A 20,276-nucleotide genomic window follows, 5' to 3' on the forward strand; every position below is an offset into this window, starting at 1 on the left:
TGTGCACGGCTTTCGTTTCCGTCGGCACGGCTTTCAGACCAGCAGCCCGGAGCGTCGCCACAGCCGGCGGCCGACGCCGTTCAGCAGCCCGATGTCGTCGAAGAAGTCGGTGAGCCGCTTCGCGCCGGACTGCATCACCTCCGCGCGGTGGCCGCTGGCCTTCACCTGGGCGACGGCCTCGCGGCGGTCCAGGCCGACGTTCTCGTAAACCTGCGGGTTCACGAAGCAGATGGAGAAGACCCGGGCCGCCTCGCCGCAGCTGACCTTGGTGAGTTCCCGCTCCCAGCGCGGGGCGGTCACCATCTGGCGGCGCAGCTCCTCACGGGCGTACCGGACGTGCCGGGCCTCCTCGATCACATGGATCCGGGTCACACCCCGCACCAGGGTCTGCACACGGTCGTCCGGGAAGGTCAGGCGCTGCATCCAGTCGAGGATCTCCTCGCCGAGCAGGGTCGCGGCGAACGAACCGGGGGTGGTGGAGACGGTCTTCAGGACCCGCGCGAGGTTGTGGTAGACGCGCGGCACCGGATACGTCGGGGCGCCGCCCCAGTCGATCATGCGGCCGAACATCATCGAGTGCCGGCACTCGTCGGCTATCTCCGTGAGCGCGTAGCGGACGTGGTTGCTGGTCACCGGCTTGTCGTAGACGTGCCGGACCAGCAGCTGCATCAGGATGATCTCGAACCAGATGCCGAGCGAGGCGAGCGCGGCGCCCTCGTGCCGGGAGAGGTCCAGACGCTGCTCCTCGGACATCCGGTTCCACAGCGGGGTCCCGTACAGCGAGACCAGTTCCGGCGGCCAGAACCACTTGCCCTCCTCGACGGCCGCGTCCCAGTCGAGTTCGGTGTCGGGGTCGAAGGAGTGCTTGGCCGAGGATTCGAGCAGCCGCAGCGCGACCTGCTCGCGGTCGCGGAGCGGGCCGAGCGCGTCGCGGAGCACGGTGGCATCGCGAGCGGTGACGGGTGTATCGCGAGCGGTGACGGGTGTCATGGCGGGAGCACCTCACACGGGGGTTGCCGGGAACGGGCGTTACCGGCGGTCACCTCTTATGAGACTGTCTGTCAGCAAGGCCGTCAATCCCTTGGACGTGACTCCGTACGACTTGTTGACCCGCTGTCTACCAACGTGTGAACCTGCCGGGGAGGCGGCCGGTGCATCAGCTCGCGCGCACTCAACTGCCGTCGGTGTCACGGAACTTGTCCATCAGGTCGAGCCAGTCGAGGCGAAGGAGCCGTCCGTGTCCACCCATGACCTCTACATCACTCCGCCCGCCGAACCGGTCTGGCAGGTCCCGGCCACCGGAGCCGCCCGGTTCAGCTGGGACTACGACGACAGCCGCGAACGCCTCCTCGCCCTCTACCAGAAGGGCAAGGACAAGCAGTGGGACGGCAACAAGCGCATCGACTGGTCGCTGGAGGTCGACCCCGCCGACCCGCTCGGCACCCCCGACGAGGCGCTCACGCTGTACGGCACCCCGCACTGGGCGAAGATGACGGAGAAGGACCGGGGCGAGCTGCGCACGCACTACACCTCCTGGCAGTTCAGCCAGTTCCTGCACGGCGAGCAGGGGGCGATGGTGTGCGCGGCGCGCATCGTCGAGTCCGTCCCCGACCTGGACGCCAAGTTCTACTCCGCCACCCAGACCATGGACGAGGCCCGGCACGCCGAGATCTACGGCCGCTTCCTGCACGAGAAGATCGGCATGCTCTACCCGGTCAACGACAACCTCCAGGGGCTGCTGGGCGACACCCTGCGCGACTCCCGCTGGGACATGCCCTACCTCGGGATGCAGGTCCTGATAGAAGGCCTGGCGCTGGCCGCCTTCGGGATGATCCGCGACACCACGACCAAGCCGCTGCCCAAGCAGATCCTGGCGTACGTCATGCAGGACGAGGCCCGGCACGTCGCCTTCGGGCGGATGGCGCTGCGCGACTACTACAAGCAGCTGAGCGCCGCCGAGCTCCGCGAGCGCGAGGAGTTCGTCATCGAGGGCTGCTACCTGATGCGCGACCGGCTCAGCGGCGTCGAGGTCCTGGAGAACTTCGGTATCGGCAAGCAGGAGGCGAAGGACCTCTCGGAGCACTCCGAGTTCCTCCAGCTCTTCCGCAAGCTCCTGTTCAGCCGGATCGTCCCGTGCGTCAAGGACATCGGCCTGTGGGGCCCGCGGCTCCAGAAGGCGTACGTCGACATGGGCGTCCTCGAACTCGGCGACTCCAACCTCGACCTGCTGATGGCCCAGGACGAGGAGATAGCCGAGGAACTGGACCGCGAACGCTTCGCGGCCGAGGAGGGGGCCCGGGTGGCGGAGGTCGCGGAGGCGATCGAGGAGGGCGCGGCCGACGCCGCCTGAGACGGCGGGCGCGGTGGTGCGGTGCGAGGCCACGGGGGCCGGAGGCCGATTAATGGATGTACGTCACTGCGTCCCGGTGGTCACGATGCGGGCATGACGACGAATCCGCCCGCAGCCACCGCCGCCGGTCGCGCCGCCGCCCGCCGCAGCCTCGAATCTCTCGCGCTCGGCGACGCGTTCGGGGAGCGCTGGTTCCCGCTCTTCCGCGAGCCCCGGCAGGCCGCGAACGAGATCCGGGCCCGCCGCACCCCGCCGGAGCCCCGCTGGCACTGGACCGACGACACGGCCCTGGCGCTCGCGCTGAACCGCTCCCTCGACGAGCACGGGCACGTCGACCAGGACCACCTGGCTCTCTGCTACGCCCTGGCCTTCGACGCCGACCAGGCCCGCGGCTACGGCCACGGCATGCACCTCCTGCTGCCCCAACTGCTTCAGGCCCCGGCCGACTGGCGCACCCTGGCCCCCGGACTCTTCGACGGCGGCAGCCTCGGCAACGGCGCGGCCATGCGGGTCGCGCCGCTCGGGGCCCGGTTCCACGAGGACCTGGACCAGGTCGCGGCACAGGCGGTGCTCTCGGCGGAGGTCACCCACGCCCACCCGGACGGCATCGCGGGCGCGGTGGCCGTCGCGGTGGCGGCGGCGCTCTCGGCGCGCGGCGAACTGACGCTGGACGCGGTGGCGGAACGGACGCCCGAAGGGCCGGTACGCGACGGAGTGCGGCGAGCCGCGCGGACGCCGTTCACCACGGAACCGTGGAAGGCCGCGGACCTCCTCGGCAACGGACAGCGCATCCGGGCCGACGACACCGTGCCCTTCGCGCTGTGGACCGCCACCCGCCACGGGGACGACCTGGAGGCGGCGCTCTGGGCGACCGCGGAAGGCCTCGGCGACGTCGACACCACGTGCGCGATCACCGGGGGCGTCGTCGGGGCGGCGACGGGGACGGCCGGGGCGCCGGAGGAGTGGCTGCGCAGGCGCGAGCCGTTGGGCTGAGGGGGATCGGGCGAGGACGTGGGCTGAGGGGACGTGGGCTGAGGGATGGGCTGAGGGGATGTGAGGTGACCGGGTGAGGCGACGGGGCGAGGTGACCGGGTGAGGCGACGGGGCGAGGCGATGGGCGGCCGGCTGCTCGCGGCCGATGCTCTCGACCTGATACCGATACCGGGCGCATCGAAATTCCGTTCGCAAACGTGTCGTACGGTGAGCGCATGACCACGCCGCCGCACCCGCCGCAGGGCCCGTACGGGCCGCCGTCCCCGCAGAACCCCTACGGCCAGAACCCGTACGGCGCGCCGCCGGCCGCGCCCGGGTCCGTGCCGCCGCAGCAACCGTCCTACGGCTACCCGCAGCAGCCCCCGGCCCCGCCCCAGCAGGGCGGCTGGGGTCAGCCCGGCATGCCCGTCGGGGGCGGCGGCCCGGGCGCGGTCGGCGGCTGGCCGCCCCAGGGCCCGCCGCCGCGCGGGAAGCGGACCGGGCTCATCGTCGGGATCGCGGTCGGCGCGGTGGTGGTGGCGGGGGCGATCGTCTACGGCGTCACCCAGCTCGCCGACAAGGGGACCGACCTGGCGTACCCGAAGGCGGAGCACCGGCTCGTCGTGCAGCAGGAGCTCCTGGACGGCGAGTTCAGCCTGGGCCGGGACCTGTCGGAGACCGAGGGCAAGGAGATCGAGGACACTCCCGACCCCAGCATCCGGGACGGCGAGGCGGTCGTCGCGCACTACGCGTCGGACAAGGGCGGCGCCCTGGTGCTCTCGGGGATGTACGGGCGGCTGGCCAGCCCCGGCTTCATGCGCGGAAAGATCATGGAGGGGGCGGCGACGGCCGACGGCGCGAAGCTCGTCGTGCCCGCCAGGAAGTTCACGCCCGAGGGGTACGACATCACGATCGAGTGCCAGGTCGTGCAGTCGAACGAGGCCGGCGGTGTCGCGAACATCCCCATGTGCGCCTGGGGCGACGACAACACCGCCGCGATGATCGCGGTGATCCGCCCGGAGAGCGTGCTCGAGGGCGCCAAGTCCATCGACCTCGCCGCCGTCGCGGCGGAGACGGCCAAGGTCCGTGAGGAGGCCCGCAAGCCGATCGGCTGACCGGTGATCGGTGACCGGTGACGGGTGACTGGGTGACCGGTGACGGGTGATCGGGTCAGCCGATAGCCGGGGGGACCCGCGACCAGAACCGGGCCCGGCCGCCCCCTCCCCATCAGCGCCGCCCCCCATCAGCGCCACCCCCCCCGTCAGCGCCGCCCCCCGGCGGGAGGCATCGGGGCGACGGGCAGGGCGTCCTCCACCGCGCGGGCCGCGGCGAGCAGCCGGACGTCCGCGCCCCGCGCCGCCGCCAGTTGGAGCCCCACCGGGCAACCGTCCCCGGTGAACCCGGCGGGCAGGCTCGCCGCAGGATGCCCGCTCAGGTTGAACGCCCAGGTCAGCGCCGTGGAGTAGAGGTTCCCCGGGCCTTCGTGGCCGTGCGGCCGGTTCGGGGTGACCGGGGTCAGCAGCAGGGCCCCGCCGGCGAGAACGCCCGCCAGCCGCTCGTCGTTCGTCCGCCGCACCCGCACCGCGACGGGGTCGTCGGGCGAGCCGCCCCGTATCGCCGTCCAGGCCCCCACCGGGTCGAGCAGCACGGCCTCGCGCCTCAGCAGGCGTACGGTCCCCGCCGCGACGAGCCGGTCCACCGCCGCCCGGACGACGGCCGCCACCTCCGGGTCCACCTCCGCGTATCCGAGGTCCTCGCTGTACACGGCGGGCAGCGGCAGGGCGGGAGCCGCGACCGGTTCGTACCCGTCCAGCACCTGGCGCAGATACGGCTCCGCCGCGGCGGCCGAACGGGCCAGCACCCCGGCCGAGGCCAGCCCCGACCGGTCGGGGGAGGGGAGCAGCCCGTTCGTCGTCTTCAGCCCGAACACCCCGCACCAGGCGGCCGGGATGCGGACCGACCCGGCCCCGTCGCTGCCCGTCGCCAGCTCCGCCATCCCCGTCGCCACCGCGACCGCCGACCCGGCCGACGAGCCGCCCGGAGTACGGTCCGCCCGCCACGGGTTGACCGTCCGGCCGTGCGCGCCCCGGCCCCAGGTCTGCCAGTGGGTGCCGGGCCCGGGCACCGAGGTCGAGCCGACAGGGGAGCCGCCCGCCGCGATCAGCCGACGGGCGGCGAAGGACCGGATCCCGGAAGGGCCCTTCACCGCGAACGGCAGCCCGCCCAGGGGGAGCCGGTGCGCCACGGCCTCCCGCTCCCGGGCGAGCGCCTCCTCCGGCCAGATCTCGATGAACGCGTGCAGCGCCGGGTCCAGTCGGCCGATCCGCTCCAGGGCCCGCGCCACCGCGGAGTTCGTCCGTGTCATGGGCCCAGTCTGCCGGTGCGCCCCCGTGCCCCGGCTACTCCTCCAACGCCGCCTCCATCACGGCCCGGGCGATCGGGGCCGCGCTGCCGCCGCCGCTGATGTCGTCCCGGTCGGCGGCGGCGTCCTCCACGACCACCGCCACCGCGACGGCGGGGCGGCCGGAGTCGGGGGCCTGGGCCCAGGAGATGAACCAGGCGTACGGCAGCCCGGAGTTGTCGACGCCGTGCTGGGCGGTACCGGTCTTGCCGCCGACCTTCACCCCGTCGATCGCCGCGTTCGCCCCGGTGCCGTTCTCCACCACGTCGACCATCATCCGCTGGAGCTGCACGGCCGTCGACGGGCTCATCGGCCGCTCGTACGGGTCGGACCCCTCCTGCCGAACGGTGTCCCCGTCGTTCGTGGTCACCCGGTCCACCAGACGGGGGCGGCGCAGATCCCCGCCGTTGGCCACCGCCGAGGCGACCATCGCCATCTGGAGCGGGGTCGCCGTCGTGTTGAACTGCCCGATCGAGGAGAGCGCGAGCTGGTCGTCGCTCATGTCCGTGTCGAAGTTGCTCCTCGCCACCCCGGACGGGATGCGCAGCCCGGTGTCGTTGAAGCCGAACCTCTCCGCCGCCTCCGCCATCCCCTCCAGCCCGACCTCCACCCCGAGATGGGCCATCACGGTGTTGCAGGAGACCCGGATCGCGTCCGCCAGGGACGCCTGGTAGCAGCCCCTCGCCTCGTTCGGCAGGGTCGTGCTCGTGCCGGGCAGGACGTACGGCGACGGGGTGTCCGTGGGCGCGTCGGCGTCCTTCACCACCCGGGCGTCCAGGGCCGCCGCCGCCGTCACGATCTTGAAGGTGGAGCCCGGCGGATAGGTCTGCCGGATGGCCCGGTTGAGCATCGGCAGACTCTTGGCCGCGTTCAGCCGGGCCCACGCGTCGGTCACCGCGGAACCGGTCCCCGACAGCCGCTCGGGGTCGTACGACGGGGTCGAGACCAGCGCCAGGATCGCGCCCGTGGACGGATCCAGCGCCGCGACCGCCCCCCGCCGCCCGCCCAGCCCGTCGTACGCGGCCTGCTGCATCGACGCCCTGATCGTGGTGACGACGTCGCCGCCCGGCTGCCGGCCCCGGGTGAACTCGTTCCAGAAGGGCAGCGGCGCCAGCAGGGAGTCCGTACCGGACAGGACGGAGTCCTCGGCGTTCTCGATGAGCGTCGTGCCGTACGTCTGCGAGGCGTATCCGGTCACCGGGGCGTACAGCGGGCCGTGCAGATAGGTGCGCTCGAAGCTGAGCTGTTCGCCGGTCTCCTTGCTGCCGGTCACGGGCCGGTCGCCGACCAGGATGTTGCCGCGCGGCTGGTCGTAACGGGCGATGGTGTTACGGCGGTTGGCCGGGTTGCCGTCCAGCTCGTCGGCCTCGAAGACCTGGATCCGGGCCGCGTTGACGAGCAGCGCCACCAGCAGCAGCAGACAGAAGGCGGCGGCCCGCCGGATGTAGCGGATCACCGGTCCTCCTCCGCGGCCGGGGCGATGGGCCCGGTCTCGGCCTGTTCGGGGTGGGGTCTGCGCGCGACGTCGCTGACCCGGATCAGCAGCGCCACGATGATCCAGTTGGTGACGACCGACGAGCCGCCCTGCGCGAGGAACGGCATCGCCATCCCGGTCAGCGGGATCAGCCCCATCACCCCGCCCGCGATCACGAACACCTGGAGCGCCAGGATCGACGCCAGGCCGATGGCGAGCAGCCGCCCGAACGGGTCGCGCAGGGCGAGCCCGGCCCGGTAACCGCGCGCCACGAGCAGCGCGTAGAGCAGGAAGATCGCGGTCAGCCCGCTCAGGCCCAGCTCCTCGCCCGCGGTCGCCAGGATGAAGTCGGACTTGGCGGCGAAGCCGATCAGGATGGAGTGGCCCGCGCCGAGCCCGGTCCCGAGCATCCCGCCCGCCGCGAAGGCGAAGAGCGACTGGGCGAGCTGGCCGGGCCCCCGCCCCGCGTCGATCGAGGCGAACGGGTCCAGCCAGTCCTGGACCCGGCTGTGGACGTGCGGTTCGAAGGAGCCGACGACGAAGGCGCCGACGCCGGCCAGGAGCAGCCCGACCGCGATCCAGCCGGTCCGGCCGGTCGCCACGTACAGCATGATGACGAAGAGCCCGAAGAACAGCAGCGAGGTGCCCAGATCGCGCTCCAGCACCAGCACCCCGACGCTCAGCAGCCAGATCGCCACGATCGGCCCGAGCACCCGTCCGGAGGGCAGTTGCAGCTTCCTATACGTGCGGCCGGTGTACGCGAGGGCGTTGCGGTTGGCGGCCAGATAGGCGGCGAAGAACACCGCGAGCAGGATCTTGGCGAACTCGCCGGGCTGGAAGGAGAGTCCGCCGATCCGGATCCAGATCTTCGCCCCGTTCACCGCCGGGAAGAAGATCGGCACGGTCAGGAGGACGAGCGCCGTGGCCACCGAGAGATACGCGTACCGCTGGAGCACGCGGTGGTCGCGCAGCAGCACCACCACGGCCGCGAACAGGGCGACGCCGAGCGTGGACCAGACGAGCTGGGTGGGCGCGGCCTGGTCCCTCGGGGTCTCCAGGTCGAGCCGGTAGATCAGCACCAGACCGAGCCCGTTGAGCAGGACGGCGATCGGCAGCAGCAGCGGATCGGCGTACGGGGCCCGGAAGCGGACCGCGACATGGGCGAGCAGCGCGAGCGTGCCGAGCCCGGCGCCGTACCCGGCGACGTCGGGAGGCACGGTGCCGTCGTGGGCGAGGCCGACCGCCGCATAGCCGAGGACGGAGATCAGGACGCCCCCGACGAGGAGGGTGAGCTCCATCCCGCGCCGCTTGGGCAGGCGTAGCTCGGGCGGGGGAGCGTCCGCCGTCGTTGCGGTCATGCCCCGCAACGTAGCAAGAGGTACGCGGTATTTCCCTTATGTCACACCTTTCGCCACCCTGCCGCGCCGGTGTCCTCGGCACCTCTGCCCGGCCCGGTGTCCGCCGTGCCTCCGCCCGGGCCGGCGCCCGACGGACATGCGCCCGCCCGTGGAGCCGACGGCTCCACGGCCGGGCTCCACGGGCGGGCGGATGTGCGGGTGACGCGAGGTCAGCACCACTTCGGCGCGGCGCCGATGTTCTCGATGTAGCGGGCCGAACCCCAGGCCCAGGTGCCGTCGGTCAGCAGGTACCAGCGGTTGTTGCTGTCGACGTTGTCGCCCTTGGTCTTGCAGAAGATGTTGACGATCTCGCCGTACTCGACCGAGCCGACGACGCGGCTGCTGCGGGTCGGCTTGTCACGGAGCAGCAGGTACGGCTTGGCGATGACGCGTCCCTTGTAGGTCCGCTTCGGCGCCGGGGGCTTCGCCTGCCCCTGCTGCCGCGCCTCCTCGCGGGCCTGCTGCTGCCGCGCCTCGTGCTCGCGCTGGAGCGCCGAGGCGGAGAGCTCGTCGGACGTCGGGTCCGGAGCGGCGGCCTCCGCGCGCTGTCCGACGGGCTGGGGGTCGGCCGCCAGTGCGGCGGGAGCGGCGGCGGTGAGCGCCGCGAGCGTGCCGGTGGCGACGCAGAGGCCGAGCCGGCGGAGCCGCGAGGGGCGGGACAGGGGGGACATGCTGCCTCCATGCGATGAGGAAGGGGCCGTGGGGGACACGAGCTGGGCTCGTGCTCGCCACGCTAGATTCGCCACACACGGTCCGCAACGCGTCACGTTGCGTGAGGCCTCTTGCGCGTTGAGCCGTCCGGGTCGTCCGTGGCGCCCCGGCCCCCGCCGTCACCGGGATTTCCATCGGCGTCACCGTCGCCGAGGCGCACGTACTCCGGCAGGGTCAACCGGACGAGCGCCCCGCCGTCCGGCGGATTTCCGAAGTCCAGCCGGGCGCCGATGACCCGGGCCTGGCCGAGGGCGATGGTCAGCCCGAGACCGTGCCCCTTGCCCGCGCCGCCGTCCGTGCGGAACCGCTGCGGCCCGTCCTCCAGCAGATACGCCGGGAACCCCGGGCCGTGGTCGCGGACGGAGACCACCGCGCCGTCCACGCTCAGCACCACCGGAGGCCGCCCGTGCCGGTGGGCGTTGGCCACCAGATTGCCGATCACCCGCTCCAGGCGCCGCCGGTCCGTCTCCACCCGGGCCGCGCCCGTCACCCGCACCTCGGTGTCGGTGCCCGACGCCCGGACGACCCGCTCCGCCAGCGGTGCGAGTTCGTGCACGGCGAGGTCGACCTCCTCGGTACGGGCGTCGAGCCGGGAGATCTCCAGCAGGTCCTCCGTCAGCGCCCGCATCGCCCGCACCCGGTCGCGCACCAGTTCCGCCGGGCGGCCCGGCGGCAGCAGTTCGGCGGCGGCCGACAGACCGGTCAGGGGGGTGCGCAGCTCGTGCGCCACGTCGGCGGTGAACCGCTGCTCGGTCTGGAGCTTGCGCTGGAGGGTCGAGGCCATGGTGTCGAGCGCGCCCGCCACGATCGCCACCTCGTCCTGGGCGCGGACCGGGCGCGCGGTCCGGGGATCGTGCACCCGGGCGTCGAGATCGCCCGCGCTGATCCGGCGGGCCACCCGGGCGCTCTGGTGGAGTCTGCGGGTCACCCGGCCGACGGCGAACAGGCCGACGAGCAGGGTCGCGGCGATGGCCAGCAGCGAGGAGCCGATGATCGCCCGGTCGAGGCCGCCGATGGTGCGGGCGCTGTGGCTGTAGTCCGTCCAGGTGGCGAGCGCCCGCCCGTCCGCCGGACCCGCCGCCCACATGGCGGGGCGGCGCCGCCCGTCCGGTTCGCCCGGCCGGCGCGGTCCGTCCGCGACGACGGTGCCCCGCTCGCCGTCCGCGGCCAGGGCCCGCAGCGAGGCGGGCAGGCCCGGCGGGTCGATGCCGGACCTCGGGGGCAGCGGCTCCCCGGCCTCGTACGCGTCGGTGACCACCTCCAGCCGGCTCAGCGTCTTCTCCCGGGCCTGCTCGACCGTCTGCCGGGTGACCGCCGTGTGCACCAGGAAGCCGAGGAGGGCCGCCAGGGTGCAGCACATGACGGTCAGGAAGACCGCGGACTTCCAGGTGAGGCTCGCGGTCCAGGAGGGCGAGCGGAACCCGCGCCGTCTCATCGCGTACCCGTGGAGGGCGGGGAGGATTCCGGGGTGGGCCTCGGGGCCTTCCGGTGCTCGGGCGTACGCAGGATCTCGTCCCGGGTGGGCAGCATCGCGCGCTGCCGGTCGTCCCAGGACCACGCGGTGCGGTACTCGTACCCCGGGATCACCGAGGGGGCCCGCATGATCAGGTCCCGGCCCGCCAGCTCCACGCTGATGACGGCGTCGTAGGTGGACATGATCCGGGTCAGCCGCCCCTCGTCCGGCATGTAGACGCGCACGGCGAGCTGCCGGTCGGGCATCCGGATGCCGAGCACCAGTTCGTCCCTGCCGTCGCCGGTCAGGTCCCGGTAGTACGGCGGGAGGACCGGGCAGTCGTCCGGGGCGGTCCGGCACTCCTCGATGTGCCGGACCGTCCCGTCCGGCAGCTCGTCCAGACCGCTGCTCCGGTCGGTCTTCGCCTTCAGCCCGGCCTGTGCCACGGCCACCGGGTCCAGCCGCCGCACATCGCCGCCGGTCACCCGGATCCCCGGGATGCGCGCGGTCTCGCCCTCGCCGTAGTCGTACGGGGCGGCGGAGGCGGGCGGCAGGTCCGGCCAGAGGCTCCTGGGCTCCACGGCCGACGGCGCGTCCCCCGCGCTCTTCAGTCCGCCGGCCGCGCCACAGCCGGACAGCAGGGCCAGCGCGGCGAGGGCGAACGCGGCGGTACGGGTCGCCGCCGGGGCGCGGTGCGGGCGCAAGGCTCGCCTCCTCTACGACGACGGACGGCGGACGACACAGCGGTCTCACACCCTAATCGGACGACCGTGCGCAATGCCGACTTCGTGCCCCTGTGCGTCGTACGCGGCCCCGCGGCCATGGGGCCACGGGGCCGGAGCGGTCAGGAGGGCCGCGGATTCAGTGCGCGTACGGGATCAGTGCCCGTACGGGTCCAGTTCTCCGGTGCGGCTCAGCGCTGGTACGGGTTCTGCCCGGGAGGCGTGAAACCGGGCTGCTGCGGGGCCTGGCCGTGGGCGTTGCCGTCCTGCCCGGCCGCGGCCTGGGCGAGCAGCTGGTCCGCCTCCTCCTTGGGTATCTGCCGCTCCCCGCCGCAGAACGTGCACTGCGTGGCGTACTTCGTCGAGAACGGGAACAGCGGCACGAAGAACAGCGTGAACTTCGTGACCCGCTTGCGCAGCGTGTGCGCCGCCGGATTGCCGCACCAGCCGCACACCATCGTCAGGATGGCCAGCTGGTGGAGGTAGCCCTTGGTGCCGAAAATGATCATGCCGTGGTTCCTTTCCCCGTCCCCCGGAGTGCCTGTCGGCACAGCGCCAGGAGCTTCTCGTCCTCGTGGATGTCATGACTGCCGTACCCGCCGTCCATCGCGTTGTGACGGCGTACGGAGGCGAGTTCGCTCCGCAGGACGTGTGCCGCGGCCGACCCCTCCGGGACCGGTCCCATCCGTGCCACGCATTCTGCCACCCGGACCCGCACATGGCGGCTCCGCTCCCAGCCGGCGAGCAGCGCCTCGACGGTCTCCTGCGACCGGCCCGACACCTCCCACAGGGCGATCGCCGCGTCGACCCGCAGCCACAGCTCCTCGTGCGCCAGCAGCCCGCGCAGCCGGGGCGCGACCACCGCGGCGCGCGGCCCGAGGGACCCCAGCGCCACCGCCGCCGCCCGCCGCTCGTGCACCTGGTGCGACTGGAGGCCCTCGATCAGGGCAGGCAGCACCGCCTCGGCGTCGCCGGAGATCGCCCACAACGCCTCGGCCGCCTCCGTCGCGGCGGCCGTCCCCGGTCGGCTGATCAGCGCCCGCAGCTCCGGGACGGCCTCCCGCGCCGCCGGCCCGAACGAACCCAGCGCCCGCAGCGCCGCCGTACGCAGCCACTCGCCCCGGTACTGCGGCGCCCCCCGCAGCACCCGCAGCACCTCGGGCGTCGCCTCGCCCGCCCGCAGCCCGGTCAGCCCGGCCAGCAGCGGGCTCGCCCGGTCGTAGGCCCCCTCGTCCAGCTCCACCTCCCCGAGTCTGGTCCGCAGCGCCCCGGCGAGCGGCTGGGCCGCCGCCCCCAGATGACCCACGGCGAACCCCACATCGTGCGCCACCTGCGGCAGCTCCAACGCCGCCGCGAGCGCGGGCACCGCCCGGGCGTCGCCGAGGCGCGCCAGGGCCTTCACGGTGGAGCCGAGGCCGGGCGGACCGCTGGCCCAGCACTTCACCCAGTCCCCGGGACGGTCGGCCAGCCGGGCGGCCAGGGCGTCCGCGGCGGGCGCGGCGAGGCCGAACAGCTCCTCCAGCACATGGGACGCGGCCTCCGCCAGCCGGGGCTCGGGGTCGGACAGCTGATCGCCGACGAGCGCCACCAGCTCCTCGTAGGGGCCGCGCCAGGCCCGTATCAGCCCGCCGCTCATCCGCACGGCGTCGATGCGCTGCCGGCGGTCGGGGCTGCGCAACTGGTCGGCGAGCAGCGCCGTGCGGTCACCCACCCGGTCGTCGAGGCCGACGTGCAGGGTGCGCAGCAGATCCGCGGCCCAGGGGGCGCCGCATTCGGCGCTCTCCTGCGCGGACAGCGACCTCAACTGCCCCACGAGCGTCGGCGTCGCGACCTGCTCGCCCCGAGAGGCCTCCGCGGCGGCCACCGGCTCCGCGTCCACCGGCTCGGCGTCCGGGTCCACCGGCTCGGCGCCCGGGTCCTGGTCGGAATCCGTCCCGTCCCCCTCCGCCGCGTCCACCTCCGGCGGGGAACGCATCTCGCGCAGCAGCCCCGAGACCACCGGCACCACATCGCCGGGCAGCCTGTCCGGCGAACAGCGCGCCAGCTGGGCCAGGGCCGCGAGCCGCAGCCCCGGGGAGTGCGCCCGCGACGCCAGCCGGCCCAGCCACTCCGCGACCCGCCCCGCCAGCGGCCGGTGCCGCAGCGCGACCCGCCCGGCCGCCTCCACGAGAGCGAGCCGTACCTCCTCGTCGGGCTCCACCGGCAGCCGCTCCCGCAGCAGCGCGAGCACCCGCACGGGGTGCCGGTGCAGCGTGGCGAGCGCCAGCGGGGCCGCGAGCCGCACCCCGGGGTCCTCGTCGGCGACCAGCTCGAAGAACACCCCGGCGCCCGCGGTGACCGCCGCCGCCGCCATCGCGTAGTTCGCGGCGCCCTCGATCTCGTCCTCGTCGATCTCCGCCTCGTCGTCCTCGTCGAGGTCGAAGCCGCCGATGCTGGTGAGCAGTTCGACCACGCCGCCGCGGTCCTGCACCTTCGGTTCCACGGCCAGCTCGAACAGGAACGGGATGCAGGCGAGCGTGCACGCGTACACATCGCCCTGGTGGTGCACCGCGCCGTACATACCGTCGAGCGCCGCCTCGCGCTCCGCCGGATCCTCGGACGCGAGCCCCCGCAGCAGCTCCGGCACATCGTCGGCAGGCCCGTAGGCATGCTCCATCGAGGCCCAGTCGACCTCGTCGATCCCCGAGAACACGCCATCCCCTCCCCACGATCACGACAGCGCCCGGACCGGCGCGCCCCGTGGCGCGCCCTGTCCGCCACACCCCTCCCGGCGCGCCCTGGAGAAAGCGCCTGCGCAGAGTGTGCACCACGGGTCCGACAATCCACCCGCCACTTGTGGCCTTTCCTCGCGCCGTAACGAGGTCATGACCCGGTCAAGACGATTCGGCTGTGGATTCCTGTGCACCGGGGGCCTGTCATGCGGGCAGGGGACGCGCTTGTTCGGGGTCGTTCAAGGGCGCGAGCAGATCGCCGTGCAGGTCCAGCCGGGCGGCCATGTCACCGGCCCGGAACACCAGGGCGCCCTCCTCCCGGCACTCCGCGATCTCGTCCCAGGTCACCGGCGCCGACACGGTGGGTTCGGGCCGGGCACGCAGGGTGTAGGGCGTGGCCGTCGTCTTGGCCGCCGCGTTCTGGCTGAAGTCGACGAAGACCTTGCCCGGCCGCAGGGCGCGCTTCATCCGGTGCAGGGCCAGCCCCGGCAGGGCGGCCTCCGCCTCCACGGCGAGCCGCTTCGCGTACGCGGACACCTCCCCGGACGGGGTCGGCTCCAGCGGGACCAGCAGATGCATCCCCTTGGACCCGGACGTCTTCCCGTACGCGGTCAGCCCGTCGGCCGCGAGGCGCTCCCGCAGCCAGAGCGCCACCGTGCAGCACTCCACGACGGTCGCGGGGGAGCCGGGGTCCAGGTCGAAGACCATCCGGTCGGCGATCTCCGGCGCGTCCACACGCCACTGCGGGGTGTGGAACTCCACCACCAGGTTGGCCGCCCACATCAGGGAGGCCAGATCCCGCACGACCACCTGCCGGGCACCCGGGTCCTCGCTCCGCGGAACGGCGGTGGTCCCCACCCAGGCGGGCGTACCGGGCGGCGGATTCTTGGTGAAGAAGACCTGGCCGTCCGGCCCGTCCGGGTAGCGCAGGAAGGACACGGGGCGATCGCGCAGATGAGGCAGGATCACGCCGCCCGCGGTGGCCGCGTAGTAGTGCAGCACCTCGCCCTTGGTCGTCCCGGTGGCCGGATACAGGACCTTGTCGAGATTGCTGAGCGAGACCCGTCGCCCCTCCACCTCGGTGATCGGCGTCATACGATAAGAATCACACGAAACCCTGCCAAAGCGTCTCCGGCGCCTCCAGGGTGCTCAACGGTCGGCAAGGGGTGAACGGTGAGGTCCATCTGGAACGGCGCGATCTCCTTCGGGCTGGTCAGCATCCCGATCAAACTGATCAACGCCACCGAGAACCACTCGATCAGCTTCCGGCAGATCCACCTCGCCGACGGTGGCCGGATCCGGTACCGCAAGGTCTGCGAACTGGATGAGGAGGAGGTCTCCGGCGGCGAGATAGGCAAGGCGTACGAGGACGCCGACGGCACGATGATCCCGATCACCGACGAGGATCTCGCCCAGCTCCCGCTGCCGACGGCGAAGACGATCGAGATCGTCGCCTTCGTGCCCGCCGACCGGATCGACCCCCTCCAGATGGACGCGGCGTACTACCTCTCCGCCAACGGGGTCCCGGCCGCCAAGCCGTACACCCTGCTCCGCGAGGCCCTCAAGCACAGCAACAGGGTCGCCGTCGCCAAGTACGCCCTGCGGGGCCGCGAACGGCTCGGCATGCTCCGCGTCGTGGACGACGTGATCGCCATGCACGGCCTCCTGTGGCCCGACGAGATCCGGCCCCCCGAGGACGCGGCCCCGGACGGCGACGTCACGGTCCGCGACGCCGAACTCGACCTGGCGGACGCCCTGATGGACACCCTCGGTGAAGTCGACATGGACAGCCTCCACGACGACTACCGGGAGGCGGTGGAGGAGCTCGTCGCCGCGAAGGCCTCCGGCGAGAGCGTGCTCCCGGCCGAACCCGAGGACACCGGCGGCGGCAAGGTCATCGACCTGATCGCGGCCCTGGAGAACAGCGTGCGGGCGGCCAGGAGATCCCAGAACGACGAGGGTGCGGGCGACGGCGGCAGCGGCGGCGACATGGCCGACGTCCACCCCATCAAGAAGACGTCGTCGAAGGCGTCCGGGAAGACCGCGCAGACCACCGAAGCCGAGCAGACCACCGAAGCCGGGCAGACCACCGAAGCCGCGCAGAGGACCACCCACCGCACCCCGACCGGCAAGACGGTCTCCCGCTCCGGAAGCTCCCCGGCGAAGAAGTCCGCCCCCAAGTCCACCGGCGCGAAGAAGTCCACAGCGAAGACGACCGGTGCGAAGAAGGCCGCGGCGAAGAAGTCCACGGCGAAAACGACCGCGGCGAAGAAGTCCACGGCGAAGACGACCGCGACGAAGAAGACCGCGGCGAAGAAGCGGACGTCGTCGAGCGGCGGCACGGCGGCGAAGAAGACCGCGTCCTCCCGCAAACGCACCTCGGCCTGACGGGGACGCGGCCTGACCGGGACGCGGTCTGACGGGGACGCGGCCTGAAGGGGACGCGGCCCGACGCCGCCCCGCGAACGGATCACGGCCGGTGGCCGGTCTCGCCGCCCGGCAGCCCGTACCGCCCCGCTGTCGTACGCCCCCCCGTACGCTACGGCCATGAGCGCAGAGGCCCCCTCGGGACGGGTGATCGACGGCCGCTTCACGCTGATGGAGCGGCTCGGCAGCGGTGGCATGGGCATGGTCTGGCGGGCCCGCGACGAGGCGCTCCACCGCGATGTCGCCCTCAAGGAGGTACGGCCCCCGGACCCGGCGCTGGCGGAGTACGACCCCGAGGGCGCCCGCACCCTGCGCGCCCGGGTGCTGCGCGAGGCCCGTGCCCTGGCCCGGGTCGACCATCCGAACGTGGTCACCGTCCACCACATCGTCGACCCCGGCGAGGACGGCTACCCGTGGATCGTGATGGAGCTGGTGGCCGGCTCCTCCCTGCACGACCGGCTCGCCCACGGGCCCATGGAACCCGCCGACGCCGCCGAGCTGGGACGCGGCATCCTCTCCGCCCTCCGCGCCGCCCACGCCACCGGCATCCAGCACCGCGACGTCAAGCCCGCCAACGTGCTGCTGCGCCCCGACGGCCGCCCCGTCCTCACGGACTTCGGCATCGCCGCCATCCGCGAGTCGACCAGCCTCACCATGACGGGCGCCCTCATCGGCTCGCCCGACTACATAGCCCCCGAGCGGATCCGGGGCACCGAGGGCGACCCGTCCTCCGACCTCTGGTCCCTCGGCATGATGCTGTACGTGGCCGTCGAGGGCCGCCACCCGCTGCGCCGGGCCACCACTCTGGCCACCCTGGCCGCCGTGCTCGACGAGGAGATCCCGCCGCCGGCGCGGGCCGGTTCCCTCGCCCCGGTGCTCGACGCACTCCTCACCAGGGACATCCAGGCCCGCCCGGACGCCGAGGCCCTCGACCGTCTGCTGGCCGAGGCCGCGCGCACGGGCGGGAGCCCCGCCCCGACGCCCACGGAGCCAGTACGGGAGCGGCCGGTGTCCGCGTGGCCCGGGTCCGGGCACGGCACGCCCACGCAGACGGCCGCCACGCCGCCGCCCAGGCCGGGGCAGGCGTCCGGGTCCGTGCCGCCCCCGTCACCCGTGCCCGACCGCAAGCCTCCGGCGTCCGCCCGGCCCGGCGGGTCCTTCGCCCCGCACGAGCGCGGCCGCCGCGTCGAGCGCCGGGTCTGGCGGATCAGCGCCGCGTCGTCCGTCGTCTCGGCCGTGGTGATCGCGGGCGCCATCCTCTGGACGGCCGACCCGTTCTCCTCCCGGGGCTCCGACAGCGACGACCGCCCCCGCGACCGGGCGAGCGCCCCTCGGATCTCCGCTCCGGCGCCGGACCCGGTGGCCGACGACGACGGGGGGTCCGGTGACACCGGTGGTACCGGGGAGGAGGCGCCGGAGACCGTGGACCTGCTGACCCCGGACGGCGCACGGGCCGCTATCAAGGCGATGAAGCCCCTCATGGGCGGGACGAAGGTCACCGACTTCACCCTCTACGGCGAGCACGCCTCCGCCGACGCGCCGCTGAAGTCCAACGCCGCGCTGTACGACCGCTTCAGCTATCGCGACGGTCGGGCGAAGAACGACGACATGGGCGGCACCCTGATGTCCGGGTCCACGACGATCGACCTGAACTCCGTCGACTGGGACGCGCTGCCCGCCCTGCTGAAGACGGCGGAGAAGACGCTCAACATCGACGAGCCGGAGAGCCGTTACGTGATCGTGGACCCCTCGTCGCCCTTCCACGAGGACCGCCCGGTGCTGCGCGTCTACGTCTCCGACGCGCACGGCGGCGCCTACCTCACCGCCGAACTGGACGGCCGGGTCATCGAGAAGAGCCCGCGCCCCAAGGGCTGAGCACCGGCTGGATCGGATCCGGAAGCTGCGGCAGGTCCAGGTCGAACGGGCTCCGCTCGATGACGTACGTGCAGCTGGTGTAGGTGTAGCCCGGCTGGACCTTCGTCCCGGAGGAGTAGCTGTCCACACTGGCGGTCGCGCCCGTGCCGTGCTTGTAGAGGAAGTGGTACTCCCCGGCGGGAAGCCGGAGCCGGGCCTTCGGGTAGTTCCTGCCGCTCGCCCCGCAGGCCCGCCGCGATCCCTCGGAGGCGCTGTACCGCTCACAGCCGGCGCAGGCCTTCAGCGTGACGGTGCCGGTGACCGGACCGGTGTAGAGCACCTCGACCGCGTTCGGCGCGTCGTTGCTGATGACCAGCTCCATCCGTGAGCCGCCGGGCCGCTTCGACGGCGGCAGCCGCTTGCCCGCCGCCGGCCGGTCGTCGGCGATCTCCGCGGCTATGGCGATGTTCCGTGCCTGCCGCACCCGCCCGTCGCTCTTGTACGTCCGCGCGAAATCGGTCAGCGTCGTGCGCGCGTCGTCGAACTTCTCGTCCTTGAACTGGTCGACCCCACAGGCGTAGACCCCGTCGACGACACCCTTGTCGGCATCGCCGCGCAGCGCCTTCACCCCCTCGGCGGGGAGGCCGGACGCGGTGGCGCCGAGGCCCCGCAGCACCTCGGTGGCCGTACACGGCTCGGCCCCCTCCAACGCCGCGACCTGCTCCTTGATCCGCTTCCCGATCGCGGGCCCCACCTGCCGCGCGGAGGCGGAATCGGGGAACGTGCGCAACAGCTCTCCCAGCTCCGTGCCGCCGCCGCCCGGCCCGCCCAGACGCGACACACCGCACCCGTACAACGACTCGGCGAGCGGTTCGTCGGGCCACGCGGCGAGCGCGCCCAGCAGCTTCTCGTCCACCGAGTCCGGAAGCGTCCGCAGATAGGTCAGCGGTGCGACGGCCTCACAGAGCCGCTTCTCCGCGTACGGCGCGGAGACGGCGTCGTAGTACGTCTTCAGCCGGTCCGGGACGAGCTTCGCGGCCCGGGAGCCGGGATGGTCCTCGCCGAGCGCGCGATAGGCGTCGAGCGCCCGCTCGTACTCGCCCCTCGCCGAGCCGAACGGCTGCCGCGAAGCCGCCGCGACCCGCTCGTCCCCGGCCGCCAGCCGGTCCAGCAGCATCTGCTCCCGCGCCTCGTCCCGCGCGGAGCCGTACACCACGGCTCCGCCCGTCGGCACGGCGAGCAGCCCCACGCCGAGCCCGACCGCCAGAACGGGCCGCCACGCCCCGCCCAGCGCCGAACGCCGGGCGATCCGCGCCCCGTCGGCGGCGGCGAGCACCAGCACGAGCAGATACCCGACGAGGACACCCCCGGGCACTCCGTCCGGATCGGCCGGCAACGCCGCCCACAGCAGCACCGCCGTGGCCGCCCAGCACCCGGCGGCCCGCGCCCAGCGCCCCAACAGGGCGTGACCGAGCCCGAGTCCGGTCAGATTGAGCAGCGCGGCGCCGACCGCCCGCAGGGGCGCTCCGGGCGGCGGCGGCCCGACGGCCGGCGCGTGGGAGGGCGGCGGTGGTGGCACCGGCCCGCCGGACCCGGATCCACCCGCACCCTGTCCCACCGTCCCGTACTGGTCATCGGACTCCATAACGGTCCCCCCACCGTCGAGCCGCGAAAGTCACCCTGAATCTGCCCGGGGGCGCCCTGGTCCACACGCGGCCGGAGGGTCTCGTGCCGACCGGTCGGGGCGCGAGCCCGGTGCCGGACATCATCGACCCCAGGAGCTTCCGAGGTTACGAAAAATCGT

Annotated in this window: 16 protein-coding genes; 5 read left to right on the forward strand and 11 right to left on the reverse strand. The window is 73.3% G+C overall.

Going from position 1 to position 20,276, the window contains the following annotated elements:
• Positions 1 to 33: 33 nt before the first annotated feature.
• Complete coding sequence (locus tag ACH4KB_RS01900; protein ID WP_398062619.1) at positions 34 to 990, reverse strand: diiron oxygenase; 957 nt, start codon at positions 988 to 990, stop codon at positions 34 to 36.
• Between the two features lie 247 nt (positions 991 to 1,237).
• On the opposite strand from ACH4KB_RS01900, the gene ACH4KB_RS01905 reads away from it, so the two are divergent.
• The 3 genes from ACH4KB_RS01905 (at position 1,238) to ACH4KB_RS01915 (ending at position 4,437) form a co-directional block, all read left to right on the forward strand.
• Complete coding sequence (locus ACH4KB_RS01905) at positions 1,238 to 2,350, forward strand: ferritin-like domain-containing protein (RefSeq protein ID WP_398062621.1); 1,113 nt, start codon at positions 1,238 to 1,240, stop codon at positions 2,348 to 2,350.
• A 93-nt stretch (positions 2,351 to 2,443) separates the two neighbouring features.
• Positions 2,444 to 3,343, forward strand: a complete 900-nt coding sequence (locus ACH4KB_RS01910) for an ADP-ribosylglycohydrolase family protein (protein WP_398062623.1) — start codon at positions 2,444 to 2,446, stop codon at positions 3,341 to 3,343.
• Between the two features lie 215 nt (positions 3,344 to 3,558).
• Positions 3,559 to 4,437, forward strand: a complete 879-nt coding sequence (locus ACH4KB_RS01915; protein WP_398062625.1) for a hypothetical protein — start codon at positions 3,559 to 3,561, stop codon at positions 4,435 to 4,437.
• A 146-nt stretch (positions 4,438 to 4,583) separates the two neighbouring features.
• Here the strand turns inward: ACH4KB_RS01915 and ACH4KB_RS01920 are convergent, their stop codons facing one another.
• From ACH4KB_RS01920 to ligD, 9 genes are all read right to left on the reverse strand, one after another.
• Positions 4,584 to 5,687, reverse strand: coding sequence for an amidase (locus tag ACH4KB_RS01920; protein WP_398062627.1), 1,104 nt, complete (start codon positions 5,685 to 5,687; stop codon positions 4,584 to 4,586).
• Between the two features lie 34 nt (positions 5,688 to 5,721).
• Positions 5,722 to 7,179 carry a peptidoglycan D,D-transpeptidase FtsI family protein gene (locus ACH4KB_RS01925; RefSeq protein ID WP_398062629.1) on the reverse strand — a complete coding sequence of 486 codons (1,458 nt, stop codon included), beginning with the start codon at positions 7,177 to 7,179 and terminating at the stop codon, positions 5,722 to 5,724.
• Positions 7,176 to 8,555: an FtsW/RodA/SpoVE family cell cycle protein gene (locus tag ACH4KB_RS01930; protein WP_398062631.1), complete on the reverse strand. Its 1,380-nt coding sequence runs from the start codon at positions 8,553 to 8,555 to the stop codon at positions 7,176 to 7,178. The genes ACH4KB_RS01925 and ACH4KB_RS01930 overlap by 4 nt, the downstream gene beginning before the upstream one ends.
• A 209-nt stretch (positions 8,556 to 8,764) precedes the next feature.
• The gene (locus ACH4KB_RS01935) at positions 8,765 to 9,265 is read right to left on the reverse strand and encodes an SH3 domain-containing protein (RefSeq protein ID WP_398062633.1); all 501 of its coding nucleotides are present in this window, start codon (positions 9,263 to 9,265) and stop codon (positions 8,765 to 8,767) included.
• Between the two features lie 92 nt (positions 9,266 to 9,357).
• Positions 9,358 to 10,740, reverse strand: a complete 1,383-nt coding sequence (locus ACH4KB_RS01940; protein WP_398062635.1) for an ATP-binding protein — start codon at positions 10,738 to 10,740, stop codon at positions 9,358 to 9,360.
• Positions 10,737 to 11,462 carry a hypothetical protein gene (locus ACH4KB_RS01945; protein WP_398062637.1) on the reverse strand — a complete coding sequence of 242 codons (726 nt, stop codon included), beginning with the start codon at positions 11,460 to 11,462 and terminating at the stop codon, positions 10,737 to 10,739. The genes ACH4KB_RS01940 and ACH4KB_RS01945 overlap by 4 nt, the downstream gene beginning before the upstream one ends.
• Positions 11,463 to 11,671: 209 nt before the next feature.
• Entirely contained in the window at positions 11,672 to 11,989 is a 318-nt protein-coding gene (locus ACH4KB_RS01950) for a zinc-ribbon domain-containing protein (RefSeq protein ID WP_018959034.1), read from the reverse strand.
• Positions 11,986 to 14,172: a HEAT repeat domain-containing protein gene (locus ACH4KB_RS01955; RefSeq protein ID WP_398062639.1), complete on the reverse strand. Its 2,187-nt coding sequence runs from the start codon at positions 14,170 to 14,172 to the stop codon at positions 11,986 to 11,988. The genes ACH4KB_RS01950 and ACH4KB_RS01955 overlap by 4 nt, the downstream gene beginning before the upstream one ends.
• Before the next feature lie 223 nt (positions 14,173 to 14,395).
• On the reverse strand, positions 14,396 to 15,286 hold the full coding sequence (gene ligD, locus ACH4KB_RS01960) for a non-homologous end-joining DNA ligase (RefSeq protein WP_398062641.1): 891 nt from the start codon (positions 15,284 to 15,286) through the stop codon (positions 14,396 to 14,398).
• A 78-nt stretch (positions 15,287 to 15,364) separates the two neighbouring features.
• On the opposite strand from ligD, the gene ACH4KB_RS01965 reads away from it, so the two are divergent.
• Both ACH4KB_RS01965 and ACH4KB_RS01970 read left to right on the forward strand, forming a co-directional pair.
• On the forward strand, positions 15,365 to 16,579 hold the full coding sequence (locus tag ACH4KB_RS01965) for a Ku protein (RefSeq protein WP_398062643.1): 1,215 nt from the start codon (positions 15,365 to 15,367) through the stop codon (positions 16,577 to 16,579).
• A gap of 159 nt (positions 16,580 to 16,738) precedes the next feature.
• On the forward strand, positions 16,739 to 18,493 hold the full coding sequence (locus ACH4KB_RS01970) for a protein kinase (RefSeq protein ID WP_398062645.1): 1,755 nt from the start codon (positions 16,739 to 16,741) through the stop codon (positions 18,491 to 18,493).
• On the opposite strand, the gene ACH4KB_RS01975 is transcribed toward ACH4KB_RS01970, so the two are convergent.
• Complete coding sequence (locus ACH4KB_RS01975; RefSeq protein ID WP_398062647.1) at positions 18,462 to 20,117, reverse strand: hypothetical protein; 1,656 nt, start codon at positions 20,115 to 20,117, stop codon at positions 18,462 to 18,464. The genes ACH4KB_RS01970 and ACH4KB_RS01975 overlap by 32 nt on opposite strands.
• Positions 20,118 to 20,276 lie beyond the last annotated feature (159 nt).

This window comes from Streptomyces sp. NPDC017520 (genome assembly GCF_044329855.1).
GTDB lineage: Bacteria > Actinomycetota > Actinomycetes > Streptomycetales > Streptomycetaceae > Streptomyces.

Excerpts from the sequence above, each read along its gene's own strand:
- ACH4KB_RS01950 (WP_018959034.1), bottom strand. The coding sequence starts at position 11,989 with ATGATCATTTTCGGCACCAAGGGCTACCTCCACCAGCTGGCCATCCTG.
- ligD (WP_398062641.1), bottom strand. The coding sequence starts at position 15,286 with ATGACGCCGATCACCGAGGTGGAGGGGCGACGGGTCTCGCTCAGCAAT.
- ACH4KB_RS01975 (WP_398062647.1), bottom strand. The coding sequence starts at position 20,117 with ATGGAGTCCGATGACCAGTACGGGACGGTGGGACAGGGTGCGGGTGGA.
- ACH4KB_RS01930 (WP_398062631.1), bottom strand. The coding sequence starts at position 8,555 with ATGACCGCAACGACGGCGGACGCTCCCCCGCCCGAGCTACGCCTGCCC.
- ACH4KB_RS01910 (WP_398062623.1), top strand. The coding sequence starts at position 2,444 with ATGACGACGAATCCGCCCGCAGCCACCGCCGCCGGTCGCGCCGCCGCC.
- ACH4KB_RS01920 (WP_398062627.1), bottom strand. The coding sequence starts at position 5,687 with ATGACACGGACGAACTCCGCGGTGGCGCGGGCCCTGGAGCGGATCGGC.
- ACH4KB_RS01935 (WP_398062633.1), bottom strand. The coding sequence starts at position 9,265 with ATGTCCCCCCTGTCCCGCCCCTCGCGGCTCCGCCGGCTCGGCCTCTGC.
- ACH4KB_RS01970 (WP_398062645.1), top strand. The coding sequence starts at position 16,739 with ATGAGCGCAGAGGCCCCCTCGGGACGGGTGATCGACGGCCGCTTCACG.
- ACH4KB_RS01900 (WP_398062619.1), bottom strand. The coding sequence starts at position 990 with ATGACACCCGTCACCGCTCGCGATACACCCGTCACCGCTCGCGATGCC.
- ACH4KB_RS01940 (WP_398062635.1), bottom strand. The coding sequence starts at position 10,740 with ATGAGACGGCGCGGGTTCCGCTCGCCCTCCTGGACCGCGAGCCTCACC.
- ACH4KB_RS01915 (WP_398062625.1), top strand. The coding sequence starts at position 3,559 with ATGACCACGCCGCCGCACCCGCCGCAGGGCCCGTACGGGCCGCCGTCC.